Source organism: Microcoleus sp. N9_A1 (assembly GCF_036701795.1).
In the GTDB taxonomy this organism is placed as follows: domain Bacteria; phylum Cyanobacteriota; class Cyanobacteriia; order Cyanobacteriales; family Microcoleaceae; genus Microcoleus.
Genome location: NZ_JAUBRI010000030.1, coordinates 27,817 through 48,239, shown reverse-complemented (window position 1 = coordinate 48,239; position 20,423 = coordinate 27,817). Strand labels below are relative to the sequence as shown.

Sequence of the window (20,423 nt, the reverse complement as noted above, 5' to 3'; positions counted from 1 at the left end):
TTAAGCACCAGAGCGCAGCCGTTGTCTAAATTCCTTAGCTGCTATTAGCGAATTGGGATATCGAATGTATTCTGCCAGCAATTCTATATCCAGATTAGGGAGAACCGCGCTGCGAGCAATTGGTTCATAACCGCAGGTTTGGACAAATTTAACAGGGATTTCTTCTCGCAGGTAGTAGAGGCTGAATCGGTTATTTTGCCAGAACCAAACTTCTTTAACATTCAGCCTTCTGTAAATTTCCAATTTGTTAATCCCACCGCTGGTAACAATTACCTCAATTGCCAGGTCTGGAAATTCTTTGTCTGTGCCAATGCAGTAAGCTTCATCGGGTTCGGTACCGCCGCTTTTCTCCTCTCGTCGCAGGGTTGTAGAGCCGAAAGGAAAATAGTTGATGTCTGCTTCTAGGAAGTAAATTTCTAGGAGATTCCCAATGCGAGTTTTTCTGTTTTCATGGCGGCGGGACGGTGAAATAATTTCTAAGGCTCCATCTAAATACGTGACTCGATATGCCGAAGTATCGCCATTTCTGGCGAGCAAGGCTTCATATTGCTCCCAGTTAACGCGATCGGTAATGTAGCGGCATTCAGGATCTTGGCGTTGGAGCGCTTGTTGGTCAAGTAGCGTTTTGAGATCGCTTGTAAACATTAGTATTATCTCCTTTAGGTTGTCTTTATTCTAATTTAGTGAATTCGATCGCACAAATGTCTATCTTCCTCCTTCACATCGGCATTTGTTCGCAGATAATCCCGCACGCGATCGCACGCATAACCCAGTTCATCGAGTTTGAGAATGCGCTCCACATCCCATAAAATGACTGTGCGATCGTCCCCGGCGGAGGCAATCTGTTTACCATCGGGACTAAACGCCACCCCCCAAATGTTCCCTTCATGTCCGATTAGCGTCGTTATTTCTGTCCCGTCTGTTTTCCAGAGTTTGAGTGCGCCAGTTGAGCCACCCCCCACCAGCATTTGACCGTCAGGACTGAAATCAACCGCCATGAGGCCTCTAGTATTTCCCTTGAGGGTTTTGAGCAACGTACCATCGATCGTCCAGAGTTTAATCGTGTCATCCCTGCTGGCAGTTGCCAAAGTGCGACCGTCAGGACTGATGGCAACTTCCCAAACAGGGCTGCGATGACCCTTTAGGGTCTTGGAAAACCTACCGTCAAGACTCCACAACCGAGCCGTGCTGTCGCTACTGGCTGAAAGCAGCCTCTGTCCGTCAGGGGTAAAGTCCACATCGTAAACCCTAGCTTGATGCCCTGTGAAAGTTCGTAGGGGCGGTGCCCCCGTACCCGCCCTCCCGTCCTTTTTCCACAGTTTCACGGTTTTATCGTTGCTAGCAGAAGCAATTAGCTGACCATCTGGACTTGGGGAGATATCCCAAACACCAGCTTCATGACCTGTTATGGTTTTCAGTAGCGTCCCGTCGAACTGCCAGAATTTAATTGTTTTATCTTCACTAGCGGTAGCAAGGAAAGGTGCGATCGCAGGATTGGTGCTGGCACCAGAGAGGAAAGCAACCGAGTGAACGGCAGTCTCGTTTCCGGCAAAAGACTTCAGCAACGTGCCGTCTCGGGCCCACAGTTTGAAACTGCCATCGGAAGAGGCGGAAGCTAGCATCTGACCTTCGGGGGAGAAATCCACATCCCAAATCGTGCCGCCATGTCCGTAAAGGACTTTCGAGAAGGGGTTTGTCGGATTCCAGAGTCGAGCGGTATTGTCGTCGCTAGCAGAGACAACCATTTGACTGTTGGGAATAAAAGCAAGCCCGCGAATTCCAGATTGATGCCCTTTAAGGACTTTCAAAAGTGTCCCGTCCGGCTTCCAGAGGTTGATGGTTTGGTCGGCGCTAGCGGAAGCAATCACATCACCTGCTGTACTGACAGCGACTTCAAACACTTCCGCACTGTGACCGCTAAGAGTTCGCAGCAGGGTTCCGTCGGGTTGCCAGAGTTTGACAGTGTTGTCAGCGCTGGCAGAGATAATGGCGGGACGTTTTGCACCGCTATTGTCTGCAAGTAAAGCGAAATCAACGTCCCAAACGCTTGCGCTGTGACCTTCCAGGGTTCTCACGAGTTCGCCATCTAGAGTCCAGACCTTGACCGTATTATCTGTGCTGCTAGAGGCTAGCAGGTTTCCATCCGGGCTAAAGGCAACACCCCAAACCGAACCTTGATGTCCGCTCAGGGTTTTGAGCGGTTTGCCATCAATGCTCCACAGGCGAATGGTGCTGTCTTCACTGGCGGAGGCGATGCGCTGACCGTCTGGACTCACGGCGATCGCCCAGATCGCAGCCTTGTGTCCCTGAAAGGTTTTGAGCAGTTTGCCTTCCCGACTCCACAGATAAATATTGCCGTCCACGCTGGATGTTACCAGGCGCTGGCTGTCGGGACTAAAACAAAGGGCGTAGACGCTGCTGATCGTGTGTTGCAGAGTATGCAGCAAGGTGCCATCCCGTTGCCAGATCTTGGCTGTTTGGTCGCCGCCTCCGGTGGCGATGAGTTGACCGTCTGGGCTGACATCAACTGCCAGAACCGGGCTGGAATGCCCCAACAGGCGATTGAATTCTGCCGTTCCATAGATGGCTTGTTGCAGCACTTGTTGAACTTGAGATGGCAACAGGGGGCTGGAATTAACTAGGCTGTCGATCCTGCGTCTGGCTTTGATAGCAGTCACGAGGGCATCTAATCGCTGTTGGGAGGCGAATTGCCCTGCAGATGAGGAGGTGAGGGCTTGAACTTCGCTCTGTGCGGCGCGGTGATATTGCCAGAGGGCGATGAAGGCAAAGGCGATCGCAACTATCAGTGCTCCACTGAGCGCTCCAATAAACCTCCGCTGTCGCTTTGCCGTCTCTCGCTCTAAAACTAACCGCTTGCGTTCTTCTGTGAGTCTGGCTTCAACTTCTCTGAGCCTCGCTGCTTCCAGCGCTTGCTGCACTTCCAGCCTGTCTAATTCTTGAGAAGCGGCTAAGAAGTGATAATCCAAATCGCTCAAACTTTTTCCCTGGGCCCAGTAGGAAGCGTCTTTTAGCGATTGTCCGCGCAACAATCGCGATTCATCGGTTTGTTTTGAAGCGATCCAAGCGTTGAAAGCTTGGGAATAAGGACGCAGTTGCTCTAACTGTTTTTCTACCCATTCCAGGTTAAAGACTTCTTGATAAATCGGGTTTCTTACCTTCAAAAAACCTTGTTTTTTTACTACCAAACCCGATAGCAGCAGTTCGATATGCTCTCGACTATCATCCGCTTCAATTTCACCATATTGTAAGAGGTTTTGATAGATACCTAAGCTACGTGCAGTGCGTTGCTCGTTGCGAATGAGGCGCTCCCGAATTGTCTTGAAATGCTCAGGCTCATCTTGCGATTCCCATTTATTGATGATGTTTTCTCTCACCAATGATTCCACAAAAAAATTCTCTGTTCCCGGTGGTATTTTTAAATCGCCGCTGTGGGATGCGCCAGCTATTCTTACCACTAATTCACATATTTTTTGTGTTAAAAAGGGCTGTCCTCCAGTCCAATATAAGATTTCTTTGAGAACTGCCTGCAGATTGGCTATGACCTTTTCTAACCCTTTCGCTAATGGTTGCGCTTCTTCTAAGCTAAATCCTGACAAATCGATCGATTGTCCGATATTAAAAGGTGTCCGATTTTTATCGGCGATTAAATCGCTGGGTGTAGCTACTCCGAAAATTACGAAGGTAATCCGGTTGTATTCTGGATTAAGGGCTCGTTGGTTGTAACAATAACGAATCAAGGCGAAAAAGTCATCAACGGGAAAATCTAAGCTTAAAATACTATCAATCTCATCGACAAATATAAAAATTCGCTCTTGAGGAAATTTTACTAATAAAATCTCTTCAATAAATTGACTCAATCTTTGCAGGAGAGAAACTTCTTCTTGTTCTTGCCACCAAGTTTTTAAATTGACTTTTCCTACAAGATGGAAGCCACGCCATAAATCCCCAACAATTCCTTTATACCACTGTAAGGGAGTAATGTTTTCGCTGCCGATGCGGGTCATGTCGATCGTGCTGCATTGAAATCCTTCGGCTTGCAGTCGGTGCAGGGTGCGAACGAGAAGGGAAGATTTGCCCATTTGCCTAGAATTGAGAACGTAGCAAAACTCGCCTCGTTTTAAGGCTTGATAAAGTTCGATATCTGCTTGTCGTTCGACATAGGTAGGCGCATCAGTTGTGAGACTGCCACCAATTTGATAAGAGTAATCTTTCATAATTGATAGTTAATTTTTTCGGATAATTTAGCGATCGCCCACTGCATCGCACAGATGCCTATCCTCCTCCTTGACTTCGGCATTAGTTCGCAAATAATCCCGCACCCAGTCGCAACCATACTGGAGAAAATCGAGCTGGAAAATTCGCTCTAAATTCCACACAATTGCTGTGGTATCCTGACTTGCTGAGGCGATGAACTTTCCATCAGGGCTAAAGGTAACTCCGAACACCCCATCGCTATGTCCTTTTAAGGTTTCAAGCTCTTGACCATCGTACCTCCAAAGTTTGACAGTGCCGTCAAAACTTGCTGAGGCGAGAGTCTTGCCATCGGGGCTAAATGCCACTGAGAATACCCCATTTTTGTGTCCCTTTAAGGCTCGAATTTCTGTACCATCCAACCGCCAAAGTCTTACCATGCTATCCATACCTGCTGAAGCCAGAGTCTTGCCGTCAGGGCTAAATGCCACTCCAGCTACCTGACGGCGATGGCTTGTTAAAGTGTGTAGAAGCTTGTAGCTGCGCTTTCCAGAGGCGATCGCATTATCCCACTGCCAAAGTTTGACTGTGCCGTCCACACTACCAGAGGCAATCAGCTTTCCATCGGGGCTAAATGCCACTCCGTTAATGTAATCGGTATGTCCTTTGAGAGTTGCCAATTGGGTGCCGTCAATCCTCCAAACTTTAACCGTTTTGTCCTCACCCGCCGAGGCGAGTGACTGTCCATCTGGATGAAAATCAACCGCGAAAACTCTACCTTGATGTCCAGTAAAAGTCTTGATTAAGGTTCCATCTAGTCGCCACAATCGAACAGTGCTGTCATAACCGCCTGTAGCAATCGTGTCTCCCTTTGGGCTGAAATCAACTCCGAAAACTTTATCAGCTTGTTTGGGGAAAGTGCGAATTAAACTACCATCAAGTCGCCAAAGTTTAACGGTATTATCACGACTGGCGGTGGCAATTGTCTTTCCATCAGGACTAAATTTTATGGTGTAAATCGATGCTTGATGTCCGTTAAGAGTCTTGAGCAAACTATCATCAAGCTTCCATAGCATAATCGGGCCATCCCAACTGGATGAGGCAAAGATTTGCCCGTCAGGACTCCAAGCCAATCCAGAGACGACATCCTTAGCGACTGACAGGGTTTTTACCAGAGTTCCATCAAGCTGCCACAGTTTGACTGTTCTGTCTAGACTTGCCGAGGCAAGCAAACCACCTTGAGGGTTAAAAGCGATTTTGGTCACGGCGTCGCTGTGTCCAGTTAGAGTTTTGACTAAAGTTCCGTCAAGCTTCCAAAGTTTGACTGTTTTATCCGCACTCGCCGAGGCAATGAGATATTCTGAAGGGCTGTTGGCGTAGCCTGCGCTTGGCGCATAGGCAACATTCATAACTCTATCCGTATGTCCGGTGAGGGTTCTGATCAGTTTACCGTCTGCATTCCAGAGTTTGATGGTTCGATCTTTAGAAGCAGATGCAATAGTTTGACTGTCCGGGCTAAAGGCAACGCTGTTCACTTCATCTGTATGTCCGGTGAGAGTTCTCAGCAGTTTACCGTCTGTACTCCAGAGTTTAACTGTTTTATCTTTAGAAGCGGAAGCAATAATCTGATTGTTCGGAGCGATCGCGACTTGTGAAATATTATCGGTATGTCCTTTTAAGGTCTGCCATAAGGTATAATTCGGCTTGACCTTGGTTGATTTTGTACTGTTTTTACGCCAAAGTTTAACTGTTTTATCCGCCGAACCCGAAGCAATTAAATCCCCTCTGGGGTTAAATACGACTCCCCAAACTGCATTGTTGTGCCCTTGAAGCGTTCCTAGTCTTGTACCGTCTTTTTCCCAAAGATCGATCGTTTTATCGGCAGAAGCTGAGGCTATGAGTTCCCCATCAGGACTGAATGTTACATCATTAACCACATTGTTATGCCCCGATAAATGATTATAGTCAACTGATCCATAAACAGCTTGATGGAGGGCTTCTTTAACTGAGCGTTCGAGTTCGGGGTCTACGCCACCTAACTTTTGCAGTTGTCGCTTTCCTCTGATTGCCTCTATGAATGCGTCTAATTTTTGATTTGAGGCGAATAAGGCTTCGGAAGATTTGGCGATCGCTTTGATCTCGCTGACAGCAGTTTGCCGATACTGAAAATACACCGCTAGCCCCAATGCACAGGCGATAATTAATGCTATAGTTACTACAAAAAGCAAAAATCTTTGCCGCCTAGAACTTTTTTTCTCTACAGCTAATCTTTTTTGTTCTTCTGTTAGTCTGGCTTGAATTTCTTTAGCCCGTTCTGCTTCCAATCCTACCTGCATTTCTCTGCGGTCTAATTCTTCAGAAGCGCCTAAAAACTGATAATCTAAGTCACTCAAACTTTTACCCTGGGCCCAAGATTGAGCATTTTTCAATGCCTCTCCCCGCAACAGTCGGGATTTATCGGTCTGCTTGGACGTTATCCAAGCATCAAAGGCTTGAGAGTATGGACGCAAGGAAGCGAGATTTTTTTCTACCCATGTTTTGTTAAATACTTCTTGATAAATCTGGTTTCTTACCTGTAAAAACCCCTGAGATTTTACTACCAAACCAGACAGCAATAGTTCTACCTGTTCTCGCGAGTCATCCGTGGGTACTTCCACTCCTTGTAAGATTTTTTGATAGATGCCTAGTAGTCTGCCAGCACGTTGCTCGTTTCTCAGGATGCGATCGCGGATCGTCTTTAAATGCTCTGGTTCATCTTGAGATTCCCAATTCTGGATGATGTACGATCGCACGACAGATTCCACAAAAAATCCTTCAGTTCCCGGTGGAATTATCAGCACGTCACTGTGAGATTCTCGCGTCGCTCTTACTATCAATTGACACAGCTTTTGGCTCAGAAATGGTTGCCCAGAAGTCCAAGCTAATATTGATTTGATAATTGCCTCGGCATTACTAACTACACTCTCTAACCCTTGAGTTAAAGGAGAGGCTTCTTCCCAGGAAAAACCCTGCAAATCTACTGCTTGTCCTATATTAAAAGGTGTCCGATTTTTATCGACGATTAAATCGCTGGGCGCAGCTACTCCAAAAATCGCGAAGGTAATCCGGTTGTATTCTGGATTAATGGCTCGTTGATTGTAACAATAACGAATCAAGGCGAAAAAGTCATCGACGGGAAATTCTAAGCTTAAAATACTATCAATCTCATCGACAAATATAATAATTCGATTTTCGGGAAATTGGGCTAATAAAATCTCTTCAATAAATTGACTCAATCTTTGCAGGAGAGAAACTTCTTCTTGTTCTTTCCACCAAGTTTTTAAGTTAAGTTGCCCTAAAAGATGGAAGCCGCGCCATAAATCCCCAACGATTCCTTTGTACCACTGTAAGGGAGTAATGTTTTCACTGCCGATGCGGGTCATGTCGATGGTGCTGCATTGAAATCCTTCAGCTTGCAATCGGTGCAAGGTGCGAACAAGAAGGGAAGATTTGCCCATTTGTCGCGAATTGAGAATGTAGCAAAACTCGCCTCGTTTTAAGGCTTGATAAAGTTCGATATCGGCTTGGCGTTCGACATAGGTAGGCGCATCAGTTGTGAGACTGCCACCAATGTGGTAAGAGTAATCTTTCATAATTGATAGTTAATTGTTTCGGAGAATGTCACGATCGCCCACGGCATCGCACAAATGTCTATCCTCCTCCTTCACATCGGCATTTGTTCGCAAATAATCCCGCACCCAATTGCAACCAAAAGCCAGTGGATCTGTATTGAGAATTCGCTTCACATCCCACAAAATCGCCGTTTGGTCATGGCTGGCGGAGACAAGGAAAGTGCCGTCGGGACTAAAGGAAACTTTTGTCACCAAACCTCTATGTCCCGTGAGCGTCCTCAGCAAGATGCCATTTTTATTCCAGAGTTTCACCGTGTTATCTAGACTTGCCGTAGCGACGATTTCACCATCCGGGCTAAAGGAAACTCCCTGCACTCCCTGTGCGTGACCTTTAAGCGTTCGCAAAAGCTGTGAAGAGTGAGGAACTGAGGTGTCAATAAGAGTCGATGAGATATCTAATTTCCAGAGTTTGGCGGTGCCATCTGTACTGGCTGAGGCTAGAGTCTTGCCATCGGGACTGAAACTGACCCCCATAGTCATAGCCTGATGGGCATCAATCGCCTGCAACAAAGTGCCATCGGGCTTCCAGATAGCGAGAGTACCGCTGCTACCGACGGCGGCTAAAGCTTTTCCATCAGGGCTAAAGGCCACACTCCAGAAGGCGTTGCCATCTAGCTTCAGAGTTCGCACTAACACGCCGTCTGGCTGCCAGAGTTTCACCGTGCCGTCTGAGCTTGCGGAGGCAATAATTTTACCGTCCGGACTCCAAGTAATTCCGTAAACTACACCTTTGTGGGCGTTGATTTCTCTCAGAAATCTGCCATCCTTGTGCCAGAGTTTAACTGTTTTTTCGCCCCCCACTGCAATGAGTTTACCGTCAGGACTGAATGCCACATCCCAAAGCCCCCCTGTACCCTCCTTAAGCGTCCGTAGGGGCAGTGCCCCCGTGCCTGCCCCATCGACGCGCCAAAGTTTCACCGTGCCGTCTGTACTGGCAGTGGCGACGATTTTACCGTCAGGAGCGAAAGCAGCTCTATAAACAGCAGCGTCGTGACCTAGCAGGGGCAAGAAAAAAATGTTTTTCGGCTGCCAAAGTTTGACAGCATTTCCTATACCCAGGGAAGCAATTGATTTGCCGTCAGGACTGAAATCGATATTCCATACGGCACTGCGATGTCCTGCAAAAGTTCTGATATCTTTGCCGTCTTTGCTCCAAAATTTGATTGTGCGATCGCCGCTGGCTGTGGCGAAAATCTCACCGTCAGGACTGAAATCTAGACTCTCAACGCCAGATGCGTGACCTTTAAGGGTTTGCAGGGGCTGTAACTCTTCGTCTGACGGGGCATGGGAGGGCCAAAGTTTAACAGTCTTATCCATGCTCGCAGAGGCAAATATCTTGCCGTCAGGACTGAACTTGACCTCCCAAATGGCAGCGCTGTGTGCTTGAAACGTTCGCAGTAACTTTACCGAGGCCCAGAATGGGCCGTCTTTTTTCCACAATCGGATCGTACCCTCCGCACTTGCGCTAACGAGCATTTCCCCGTCGGGGCTAAAGCTCAGGCTCCGAACTGCATCGGTGCGATCGAGAATGGTTAATAAATTGCCGTTTTTGTCCCAGAGTTTAACGGTGTTATTCTCACCGGATGCAGCTAAAATCTCGCCATCTGGACTGAACGCCACACCGTTAAACTCCTTACTGTGTCCCTCAAGGGTGTGTAGGAGTTTGGGACCCGGCCAAGACGTTCCCTTTTGCTGCCAAACTTTAACTGTGCCCTCTCCACTGGCGCAAGCGAGGAGTTTGCTGTCGGGGCTAAAAGCCATCCTCCACACTATACCGTTGTGGGGAAGAGTCGCAATCAGGGTGCCATCTCGCTGCCAGAGTTTGACCTCGTTATCTGTACTTGCAGAGGCAATTGTCTGAGCGTCGGGACTGATTGCTAATCTATACAGTGTCGCCTGATGTCCTGATAAGCGGTTGAACTCGGAAGCTCCATAAACTGCCTGCTCTAGTAATAATTGCACGCGCTTTTCTAGTTCGGGATTTGCTTTACCCAGTTGTTGCAGTTTGCGCTTGGCTTTGATGGCGGCGATGAGGGCGTCTAATTTTTGCTCTAAGGTGAAGAGGGCGGAGGAGGAGGTGGCGATCGCTTCGATTTCGCTCAATGTAGCTCGACGATATTGCCAAAAAGCTGCTGTTCCGAGAAACAGGGCGATCGCTAATGCTAAAGAGAGTGCAGCAATAAACCACTTTTGCCGTCTGGCATTTTTTTCGACTTCTTTTAACCTTTCTGCTTCTAAGGTCAGTTGCATTTCTTGCTTGTCGAGTTCGGCGCTAGCTGCTAAAAATTGATAGTCTAAATCGCTCAAACTTTTTCCCTGCATCCAGAGTTGAGCATCTTTTAAGGCTTGTCCCCTCAAAAGGCGCGAATCATCTGTTTGTTTGGCAGCGCTCCAAGCATCGAAAGATTGGGAGTAAGGACGCAGTTGCCCTAATTGTTTCTCTACCCATTCTATATTAAATACTTCTTGATAAATTCTGTTTTTTACCTGCAAATAGCCTGCAGTTTTTACCACTAAACCCGATAGCAATAGTTCGATTTGTTCTCGGCTGTCATCGGTTGGGACGGGCGGGCACGGGGGCACCGCCCCTACACTTTGCAAGATTTGCTGGTAAATGCCTAGCAATCTTCCGGCGCGTTGTTCGTCACGTAGGAGGCGATCGCCTATGGTTTTTAAATGCTCCGGTTCGTCCTGCGATTCCCATTTATCGATGATTTGCGATCGTACCAAACTATCCATCCAAAATGCCTCTGTTCCAGGGGGAATATTTACTAATCCTCCCGCCGTTTCTAGGCTGGATCTATACGCCAAATAGCAAATTTTATGGGTGAGAAATGGCTGTCCTGAAGTCCAAGCTAATATTTGTTTGAGAACGGCATCAGGATTACTGACGGCACTCTCTAATCCCTTAACTAATAGTTGGGCTTCATGCCATTCAAAACCCCGCAAATCTATAGCACGACCGATATTAAAAGGAGTTCGCTTTTTGTCAGCAATTAAATCGCTTGGCGTGGCTACTCCAAAAATTGCAAAAGTAATGCGGTTATACTCTGGATTAATCGCTCGCTGATTGTAGCAAAACCGAATTAAGGCAAAAAAATCATCGACAGCGAAATCCAAACTGAGAATGCTATCGATTTCATCGATGAATATAAATATCCGCTCGTGAGGAAAATTGACCAGCACGATATCTTCAATAAAATGACTCAATCTTTGCGAAAATGAAACCTCTTCTTCGTCGCGCCACCAAGTTTTTAAATTAACTTTTCCTAACAAATTGAAGCTGCGCCACAAATCCCCAACAATTCCTTTATACCACTGTAAGGGAGTGATATTTTCGCTACCGATGCGGGTCATGTCGATCGTGCTGCATTGAAATCCTTCTGCTTGCAATCGGTGCAGGGTACGGACTAAGAGAGAAGATTTGCCCATTTGTCGCGAGTTGAGGATGTAACAAAATTCCCCAGCTTTTAAGGCTTCATAAAGTTCGGAATCTGCTTGCCGCACTACGTATGTAGGCGCATCACTGGCGAGACTGCCACCAATTTGGTATGTTACCTGGGTCATGCGGTTTATGGGTGGGTTTAAAGCTGAGTATGTAGGGAATTTATTTAGAGGTAAGGATGTGGTGCTGGAGCTGTATTATAATATAAGTTATGATAAATTATGCTAAATTATGGTTGATTTATCCCTTTTTTTAGTGCGCGTAGGCGGACTTTATTTGTATAGCAGCGATTTCTAAGCGCCAGAAAACGTCGAGTTTTCAAGGGGGATATTGGATTACGCAAAGAAACTGTAAAGCCTGCTCTAAATAAAGTTGTGCGAACCAAAATAGAGGCGGTACAACTCACAGCTTAGCGTACAGCGGTTGTTATCGATATGAATCAGCCCTATACTAAATAATTTAGAAGCCACTATCGGATCTAATTCCACTCCGTGTTCCGATTTTACTACTTGTTTAAGTGCAACCGCCAGTTCGGGATACTCTTGCAATGTTGCCCAAAAACTCCGCAAGTAATCTTTATAAATTCCCGCTATTGTCGGAGCTTCTTGTAGTAGCTGATCTAGCGTTACACTGTTGTGACAGAGGTGGTAAAAAGCGAGCCGCACCAGATAAGGATGTCCCCCCACCATTGCCATCAGTCGATCGGCATCGGAACCCTCTGTCCAATCCAGTCCGTGACGCTGGGCTAAAGCAAGTATCTGCTCTTCTGTAAAATAGGGTAATTGCAGCGGTAAACCGACATTAAAAGGCGATTCAGTGAGCTTTAAAGGAATATAAATTTCTGTGGAGTGAAGAACGATTAATCGCAGTTTTCCCAAAGTTTCAATCCGCTTTGCTTCTTCATGCCAGCTTCGCAGCAGCGGCAAAAATTCTCGGGCAATTTTTGGATGTTCAAAAATTATATTTACTTCATTTAACGCTAACACAATAGGGGTACTTATTTGTGCTAATATATATTGTTGTAAATAGATGGTGCAGCTTACTTTGCTACCCATGTCTTCATCCCAATAATCCTCTAATAGAGGTGGTAATTCTAGGTTACGGCTGATGTTGGCACAAAACCAGCGTAAAAATTTATCGATATTGGCTAAGACAGCTTCCTCGGCTTGCTGAAAATCTAAACTTACAGTTCGATAGTCAAGAGAAGTCGCGCGATCTAAAATCCGTAGCAAAAGGGAACTTTTTCCCATCTTCCTGGGAGCTTTAATCCGCAGCACACTTCCTGGTTTGGTAATCTCTCGATAGGCGAGTTCTTCAATTAGCGGGTGAGGGATATAAAATGGCGAACCGAGGGGCACGGGAGAGCCGGGAAATTCTAAAGGTGTTGCGAGGCATTGGCTGCGGGTGAAGGATTCAATTAATTCTCGTTCCTCTGCAGTCAGGGAACGTGATTCTACACAAGAGCGAAAATTTGATTTGCTAATAGATGTCTGCAAGATTTGAGAGAGAGATTGCCACAAGGATGAGGCGATGTTTCTCAGGTAATGCTCTCCGTAATGAGAGGCAGATGCGATACTTGTATAAGTCTTTCCTTCCCAAACTTGGCGGAGTATGATTTCTTGTACTGGATATAAATCTTTTTGTAATCGCACACGAGTTAGCTGTAGTACCTCATCTATCGTCATAACTGGCAATAACCATATAAGTGTATCGTTGATATTATCACTTATGATGGAGTGTAAAGCTCAGAGCGATCGCCGATTGGATTGCGACACGATCCTGTCGCGACATTTCTCAGGGGGTAATTGGTCACATCGGTTAATTCTCCCCCGAAGAGTATCACCATCAATAAAAAATTCCCTCGCGGGGTGGGGGCGGGTGTCTTTAACCTGTCTGCACTCTTCAAGAGCACAAGAGTGAACCCACCTCTACAGCCTTTGGAGAATGGTTATCTTCGTTAAGTGAAATCCCTGATATGCGTTAAATCTGGTAATTTCCCCGTTGTCTGACGGATCGCTGAGTGCTATAACCTAATTTCAATGGGCGCTGGCGCTCCTACTGGAAAGGAATCTGCGCTCAGTTTTTCTTTATCGTTGGCCAAAATGTCATGCCGGTGTCACAGTTGATAGTGAAGGCAGGATTAAAAATGTGACAGTTGACTTTGCTAAAGCTGAGTCGATTGATGTTAATTTAATTACAAGTAGTTTCAGATCGCTGCATTTACTCATCACAAGTGTTAAGTACCAAAGTCTAATTATTATTTGTGTACCAGCACTTTTTTAAAATTCTCCTGTAACCCCCTCTAAAAAATATTAGCAAATAACAGAGTTAATTTGATGCAAATGGTTCATAAAATGTTTTCAAATTACTTTATTCCTCACGGTCATTGCTACTTGTGGAAGCCCGGATTAGTGGGGCTACATGTTTTGTCCGATGGTTTGATAGCCGTCGCTTATTTTTTGATACCGATAACGCTGATTTATATTGTTAAAAAGCGGCAAGACGTGCCGTTTGACTGGGTTTTCATGCTGTTTGGCTCTTTTATTGTCTGCTGCGGGATTACCCATATTATGGAAATATGGACGCTGTGGCATCCTAATTATTGGTTCTCGGGTTTTCTTAAAGCGATTACGGCGTTGATTTCGCTATCTACAGCAGCAGTGCTGGTGGAACTAATCCCAAAAATTTTGGCTATTCCCAGTCCAGCTCAATTGGCGGTGGCAAATGTAGCTTTACAAAATGAGATTGGCGATCGCAAACAAGCTCAGGAAGCACTCTCAGAATTAATGCTGGAATTGGAAAAACGGGTTCTGGAGAGGACGCTGGCTTTAGAATCAACCAATGAACTTTTGTTACAAGAAAATCGCGATCGCTCTTTGGCGGAAAATTCATTGCGGCACTCTGAAGCTAAACTGCGAGAGCAAACTCAGCATTTAGAGAACGCTCTGCAACAACTTAAAGGCGCTCAAGCTCAACTCGTGCAAACTGAAAAAATGTCCTCTTTGGGGCAAATGGTAGCTGGGGTGGCCCACGAGATAAATAACCCTGTTAACTTCATTTATGGCAATCTGATTCCGGCTGAGGAATACATTAAAGATATTTTGGCATTGATTAAGGCTTATCAAGTTTATTACCCCACTCCTGCGCCGGAAATTGCAGACAAGATTCACACTATCGAACTCGATTTTATTTTAAAAGACTTGCAAAAACTTTTTGGTTCAATCAAAATTGGAGCAGAGCGGATTAGGGAGATTGTTAAATCTTTACGAACTTTCTCCCGGTTAGACGAAGCCGACATGAAAAAGGTAAATATTCATGAAGGACTAGATAGCACTTTAATGATTTTGCAGCACCGCTTGAAAGAACAACCAAACCGTCCGCCGATTCAAGTGATTAAAGAGTATGGAGATTTGCCAGAATTAGAATGCTACGCTGGGCAGCTTAACCAAGTATTTATGAATATTTGTTCTAATGCTATTGATGCTTTAGAACAGATGTCACAGCAGGGAGATTTGACCAACGGCTATTGGGAAAATAATTTATGTGACCACTTACAAAATGCCCATTGCCCACTGCTAAAAATTCGCATTCGCACGCTTTTAGTTGATGGCAAGTGGGTGCAGATTCACATTGCTGATAATGGCACTGGCATAGATTATGATGCGATCGCTAAAATTTACGATCCATTTTATACAACGAAACCTATTGGTGCTGGTACCGGGCTGGGTTTGGCGATTTCTTATCAGATTATTCAAGCCCATGAAGGTTATTTGCGCTGCACTTCCGAGGTTGCCAGAGGAACTGAGTTTATCATTGAAATTCCTTGGCGATCGCAATGTGGCGAGCGCCACCTAGTGCAGAAGCAAGCTGTTATGAACAAGCTGGGTTGAGGCGTTAATAAATAATTCTGAATCCAGCTACCATTTTGGGTTTCTTTTATTTTTTGCCTAACTTAAACATCATCAAATCCATATTATCTGCCAATAACAAGTATTATGTGGGAAGCACTCAAAAATATCTTTTCCCCCACTCAGTATATGCCTCACGGTCATTGCTATCTTTGGCAAACGCCTTTAGTGTGGCTGCACGTAACTGGGGACTTTTTAATCGCGATCGCCTACTATTCAATTCCGGCGATGCTAATTTATTTTATCTTCAAGCGGCGCGATGTTCCTTTTTTAGGAATATTTGCTTTATTTGGTGCATTTATTATTCTCTGCGGCACGGGTCACTTGCTAGATATTTGGACGTTGTGGCATTCCGCTTATTGGCTATCGGGGATTGAAAAAGGAATTACTGCGCTGGTTTCCTGCTACACCGCCGCCTCGATGATAACACTATTGCCCCAGTTTTTATCTTTAAAAACCCCCCAAGAATTAGAGGTCATAAATCGCAAGTTGCAGACTGAGATTGCTGTGCGTGAAGATGCAGAGTTAGCCTTACGCCACGCTTATGATGACTTAGAAATTAAAGTCCAAGAGCGCACCGCAGAGTTGACCGAAATCAATGGTTATTTAGAAGCAGAAATAACAGAAAGAATAGCCGCTGAATCCGCTTTGCGCGAACGAGAAACTAGGTTAACAGAACAACAAACTGGCTTGCTAGAATTAGCAAAAAATTCTAGTATCTACGAGGGGAATATCGGCGAGGCGTTGAGAGAGATTACGCAAATGGCAACTCGTACCCTGAATGTCGATCGGGCAAGTATTTGGTTTTATCAGAAAGATAAATCCGCACTGTGCTGTGCGGATCTTTACGAAGTGACTCCCAATCAACACAGCGGGGGCGCAGAACTGAAAGTTGCTGACTATCCTAGCTATTTCCAAGCTTTAAATACAGAACAGGTACTCGCAGCGGTTGATGCCAAAACCGATCCGCGCACCCGAGAATTTAGCGAATCTTATTTGAAGCCTTTAAACATCTCGTCCATGCTAGATGTTCCTATTACCCATAAAGGGCAAGTTGCGGGTGTAATTTGTTTAGAACATCAGGGAACGACCAGGAATTGGACGCTAGACGAACAAAGCTTCGCTAGCTATGTGGCGCAGATCGCAGCTTTAGCAATGGAAGCTCGCGATCGCAAGCAAGCCGAGTTAAACTTACGTTCTGTCACCGAACGCTTGCAATATTTGCTGGCGAATACTCCGGCGGTGATTTTTAGCTGCAAATTAGGGGGAAATTATGACGTAACATTTGTCAGCGATAATATTGTTTCAATGATCGGCTACGAAGCGCGAGAATTTGTTGATGGTTCTCTTGATTGGCATAGCATTGTTCATCCAGAAGATCGAGAAATTGTTGATACTTCATTCGCTCAGATATTGGAAAAAGAATTTATCTCCTACGAATACCGCGAACGGCACAAAGATGGTAGTTATCGCTGGATATACGATGAGGTTAAGTTAGTCAAAGATGCTGCTGGCATACCTGTGGAGTGCGTTGGTTATGGAGTGGATATTACTGCTCGCAAACAGGCGGAAGCAGCTTTGCAGCAACAAGTAAAAAGGGAGCGGCTCGTGAATTCCATTCAAGAGCGAATTCGTTCCTCTCTTAACCTTGAAGAAGTGCTGACAATGGCTGTGGAAGAAGTCCGCCAGTTTTTGTCAACTGATAGAACAGTTATTTACCGCTTTAATCCAGATTGGAGTGGATTTATAGCCGTCGAGTCGGTATCTGTCAGTACGATGCCGATTTTGGGAATTGACATTAATGATCCTTGTTTTCGAGAACACTACGTCTCTGTTTATCAGGAGGGACACCTGCGCGCGATCGACAATATTTATACGGCAGGTCTTTCAGATTGCCACGTTAATTTACTGAGCCAGTTTGAAATTAAAGCTAACCTCGTGGTTCCCCTTTTGCAAGGTGAAAAACTATGGGGTCTACTCATTGCTCATCACTGTCGCAGTCAAAGGCATTGGACCTCTTCTGAGATAGAATCTCTCCAGCAAATTTCCGTGCAGCTAGCAATTGCCATCAAGCAATCGACCCTTTTTGAACAAGCCAAAACAGAAATTGCCGATCGCAAATTAGCAGAAACAGCATTACAAAAAGCTGTTGTAGCTGCTGATACAGCTAACCGCGCCAAGAGCGAATTCCTTTCTTCTATGAGCCATGAATTGCGGACTCCCCTGAATGCCATTCTCGGATTTAGTCAGGTGATGGTGCGCGATTCATCTCTCAACAATCAACACCAACAGCACCTAGAAATTATTAATCGTGCGGGTGAACACTTGCTGGCGCTAATTAATGACATTTTGGAAATGTCCAAAATTGAAGCGGGCAGAAGTCAGCTTAATGAAAGCAGTTTTAATTTAATGCGCTTGCTAAAAACCTTAGAAGAAATGTTTCGATTAAAAGCTAAATCTAAGAAATTGCAGCTAAATTTGGAAGTCGGTGACGGCGTACCACACTTTGTTACTGGAGATGAAGGTAAATTGCGGCAAATTTTGATTAATCTTGTAGGAAATGCGATCAAGTTTACAGAGATGGGTAGTGTTACTTTGCGAGTGAAAAATCAGGTACAAGAAAGTTTGGGGGCTAAAACGGCAGAGTTGTCCGACACACAAACAAAACTTGCCGACGCGGGTTCTGAACATTCCGAAAGCTTAGCGGTTTCAACCGCAGCTATACAAATAAAACCCGGATGGTGCACTGGTTTTAATCAGTCCGAAAGCTTGGCAGACGGTGATTGTGTAGACGCGAATCACCTTCACCCGGAATTGTTACGCCTTCAGTTTGAAATTGAAGATACTGGCCTTGGCATTGCCGCAGAAGAAATGAATAAGTTATTTGAACCATTTGAGCAAACAAAAACAGGTCAAAAATCTCAACAGGGGACTGGATTAGGTTTACCAATTAGCCGCAAATTTGTACAAATGATGGGAGGAGATATTACTGTCAGCAGTACACCTGAATTGGGAAGTAAGTTTGCATTTGATATTCAAATCAGCCTTGCCCCTCCCAGCGAGATTAAAATCCTTAAACCGCAGAAAAAAGTAATTAATTTAGCGCCGAATCAACCAGAATACCGGATTTTGGTTGTTGACGATCGCGCCGATAACTGCCTAGTAATAGAGAGATTGTTGTCACCACTAGGCCTCCTCGTGCGAGAAGCTAGAGATGGTCAAGAAGCTATTGCTGTATGGGAGGATTGGCAACCGCACCTGATCTGGATGGATATGCAGATGCCTGTCATGGATGGCTATGAAGCCACTAGAAAAATTAAAGCTCATCCTCTCGGAAAACAAACTGTAATAGTTGCTCTTACTGCGAGCGCTTTTGAAGAGGAACGACAAACTATTTTAGGAGCAGGCTGCGATGATTTCATGCGTAAACCCTTCGAGGCAAAGATATTATTTGCGAAAATGGAAGAACTTTTAGGAGTACGTTACATTTACGATGAATCTGTTGATGCAACCCTAGAAAATGACAGCGAAATTAGCGGAGTGACTAGCAATCAATCCGTCGAGTCACAACTGGGTCAAATGCCTATTGAGTGGGTAGAAAAGATATCTCATGCTGCTCATGAATGTTGCGACGATAAAATTGTCAAGTTGATTGAGGAAATGCCGAGCGAATTTGCTTTGTCTGCACAATATTTAACTACTTTGGTGCAGGATTTCCTATTTGACGATATTATAGATATAGCGCAGTCAGCAGTTGGGGCGCGGTGAAAATACCACTTTCCAACGAGCCTAAAAGGGGAAGCCTATTCTATTTGAACAAAACCTAAAATTAACCCCTAATTGCCTCTCATTATTATTTGTGTTTAGAAGATAAAATGGGAATTTATACTGTTTCGTTTGGATGGAGAGCGAATTATTAAGTGTTAAGATATTTTATTCTGAAAAATTACCGTGAACCCTCCCATGGACAGCAATCAATATCCTACAATTCAAGCCAACATTTTAGTAGTTGATGATAAGCCCGATAATGTGCGGCTTTTATCTACAATATTGACCGAACAAGGGTATCAGGTTCGTAAAGCGCTGAACGGGCAAAGGGCGATCGCTACAGTGCAAGAGTTTCCTCCGACTCTAATTTTGCTGGACGTGATGATGCCAGAGATGAATGGATATGAGGTATGTGCAAAGTTGAAAGCTTCACCAAAAACCAGTTCCATTCCGGTAATTTTCTTAAGCGCCTTAGATGACGTTGTAGATAAGGTGAAAGCTTTTGATGTGGGAGCAGTTGACTATATTACTAAACCTTTTCATGGTAAAGAAGTATTGGCACGAGTGGCAAATCAGTTAACTATTCAAAGTCAACAACAGTTACTTCAAGAGCAAACGAAGCAATTCCAAGAACTTGTCGAACGTTTGCAAAACGAAATTAAAGAGCGACAGGGGGTGGAGCTAGCTTTACGGCTTGCTCAAACAAAGTCGGATCATTTATTGCTGAATATTTTACCCGCAGCGATTGTTGAAAGTTTGAAAAAGGGCGAGGGTTCTCCTGCCCAGAGGTTTGATTCAGCAACAGTTCTTTTTGCCGATATTGTCGATTTTACATCTATTGCTGCTAGAATGTTGCCTCTAGAATTGGTAAATGTACTGAACCAGATTTTTTCCAGGTTTGACCAACTAACTGAAAAACACGGTTTGGAAAAAATTAAAACAATTGGAGATGCTTATATGGTAGCGGGGGGGTTGCCTGTGCCGAGGGCAGATCATGTAGAAGCGATCGCGAATATGGCCTTGGATATGCAGGAAGCGATCGCTGATTTTCAAACTGACAGAGGCGAACCATTTCAAATTCGCATTGGCATTAATACAGGGCCAGTAGTTGCTGGCGTAATTGGCACTAAAAAATTTATCTATGACTTGTGGGGAGATACTGTTAATGTTGCTTCTCGGATGGAATGTCAAGGATTACCGGGGTATATTCAAGTTACTACTGCTATTTATGAGCTGTTAAAAGATCGGTATGTATTTGAGGAAAGAGGCGCGATAACGGTTAAAGGTAAAGGAGAGATGATCGCCTATTGGTTAAAAGGCAAAAAAGATAATTCAGCGGTAGAAACCGATGCTTGTCAAACGAAGTCCACTCCTAGCGAACTAAGAGAGTACCCAAATACGCCACTTCTTTAACAAGTC

Annotated in this window: 8 protein-coding genes; 3 read left to right on the top strand and 5 right to left on the bottom strand. The window is 45.0% G+C overall.

Annotated elements, in window-relative coordinates; all coding sequences use genetic code 11:
- The 5 genes from QUA58_RS15740 to QUA58_RS15720 form a co-directional block, all read right to left on the bottom strand.
- Positions 1 to 645 (bottom strand): Uma2 family endonuclease, encoded by a 645-nt coding sequence (locus QUA58_RS15740; RefSeq protein ID WP_333251400.1) that lies wholly within the window; start codon positions 643 to 645, stop codon positions 1 to 3.
- Between the two features lie 35 nt (positions 646 to 680).
- The gene (locus tag QUA58_RS15735) at positions 681 to 4,235 is read right to left on the bottom strand and encodes an AAA-like domain-containing protein (protein ID WP_333394761.1); all 3,555 of its coding nucleotides are present in this window, start codon (positions 4,233 to 4,235) and stop codon (positions 681 to 683) included.
- A 27-nt stretch (positions 4,236 to 4,262) separates the two neighbouring features.
- On the bottom strand, positions 4,263 to 7,844 hold the full coding sequence (locus tag QUA58_RS15730; RefSeq protein WP_333394760.1) for a WD40 domain-containing protein: 3,582 nt from the start codon (positions 7,842 to 7,844) through the stop codon (positions 4,263 to 4,265).
- A 9-nt stretch (positions 7,845 to 7,853) separates the two neighbouring features.
- Positions 7,854 to 11,450 (bottom strand): AAA-like domain-containing protein, encoded by a 3,597-nt coding sequence (locus QUA58_RS15725; RefSeq protein WP_333394759.1) that lies wholly within the window; start codon positions 11,448 to 11,450, stop codon positions 7,854 to 7,856.
- Between the two features lie 240 nt (positions 11,451 to 11,690).
- Positions 11,691 to 13,013, bottom strand: a complete 1,323-nt coding sequence (locus tag QUA58_RS15720; RefSeq protein ID WP_333276658.1) for an AAA-like domain-containing protein — start codon at positions 13,011 to 13,013, stop codon at positions 11,691 to 11,693.
- Positions 13,014 to 13,664: 651 nt separating this feature from the next.
- Here QUA58_RS15720 and QUA58_RS15715 point away from each other — a divergent pair.
- The 3 genes from QUA58_RS15715 to QUA58_RS15705 all read left to right on the top strand — a co-directional run bounded on the left by QUA58_RS15715 (position 13,665) and on the right by QUA58_RS15705 (position 20,417).
- Positions 13,665 to 15,218: an ATP-binding protein gene (locus QUA58_RS15715; protein ID WP_333394758.1), complete on the top strand. Its 1,554-nt coding sequence runs from the start codon at positions 13,665 to 13,667 to the stop codon at positions 15,216 to 15,218.
- A gap of 105 nt (positions 15,219 to 15,323) precedes the next feature.
- The gene (locus QUA58_RS15710) at positions 15,324 to 19,004 is read left to right on the top strand and encodes a GAF domain-containing protein (RefSeq protein WP_333394756.1); all 3,681 of its coding nucleotides are present in this window, start codon (positions 15,324 to 15,326) and stop codon (positions 19,002 to 19,004) included.
- A gap of 195 nt (positions 19,005 to 19,199) precedes the next feature.
- Positions 19,200 to 20,417 carry an adenylate/guanylate cyclase domain-containing protein gene (locus QUA58_RS15705; protein WP_333251553.1) on the top strand — a complete coding sequence of 406 codons (1,218 nt, stop codon included), beginning with the start codon at positions 19,200 to 19,202 and terminating at the stop codon, positions 20,415 to 20,417.
- The last annotated feature ends 6 nt before the right edge of the window (positions 20,418 to 20,423 follow it).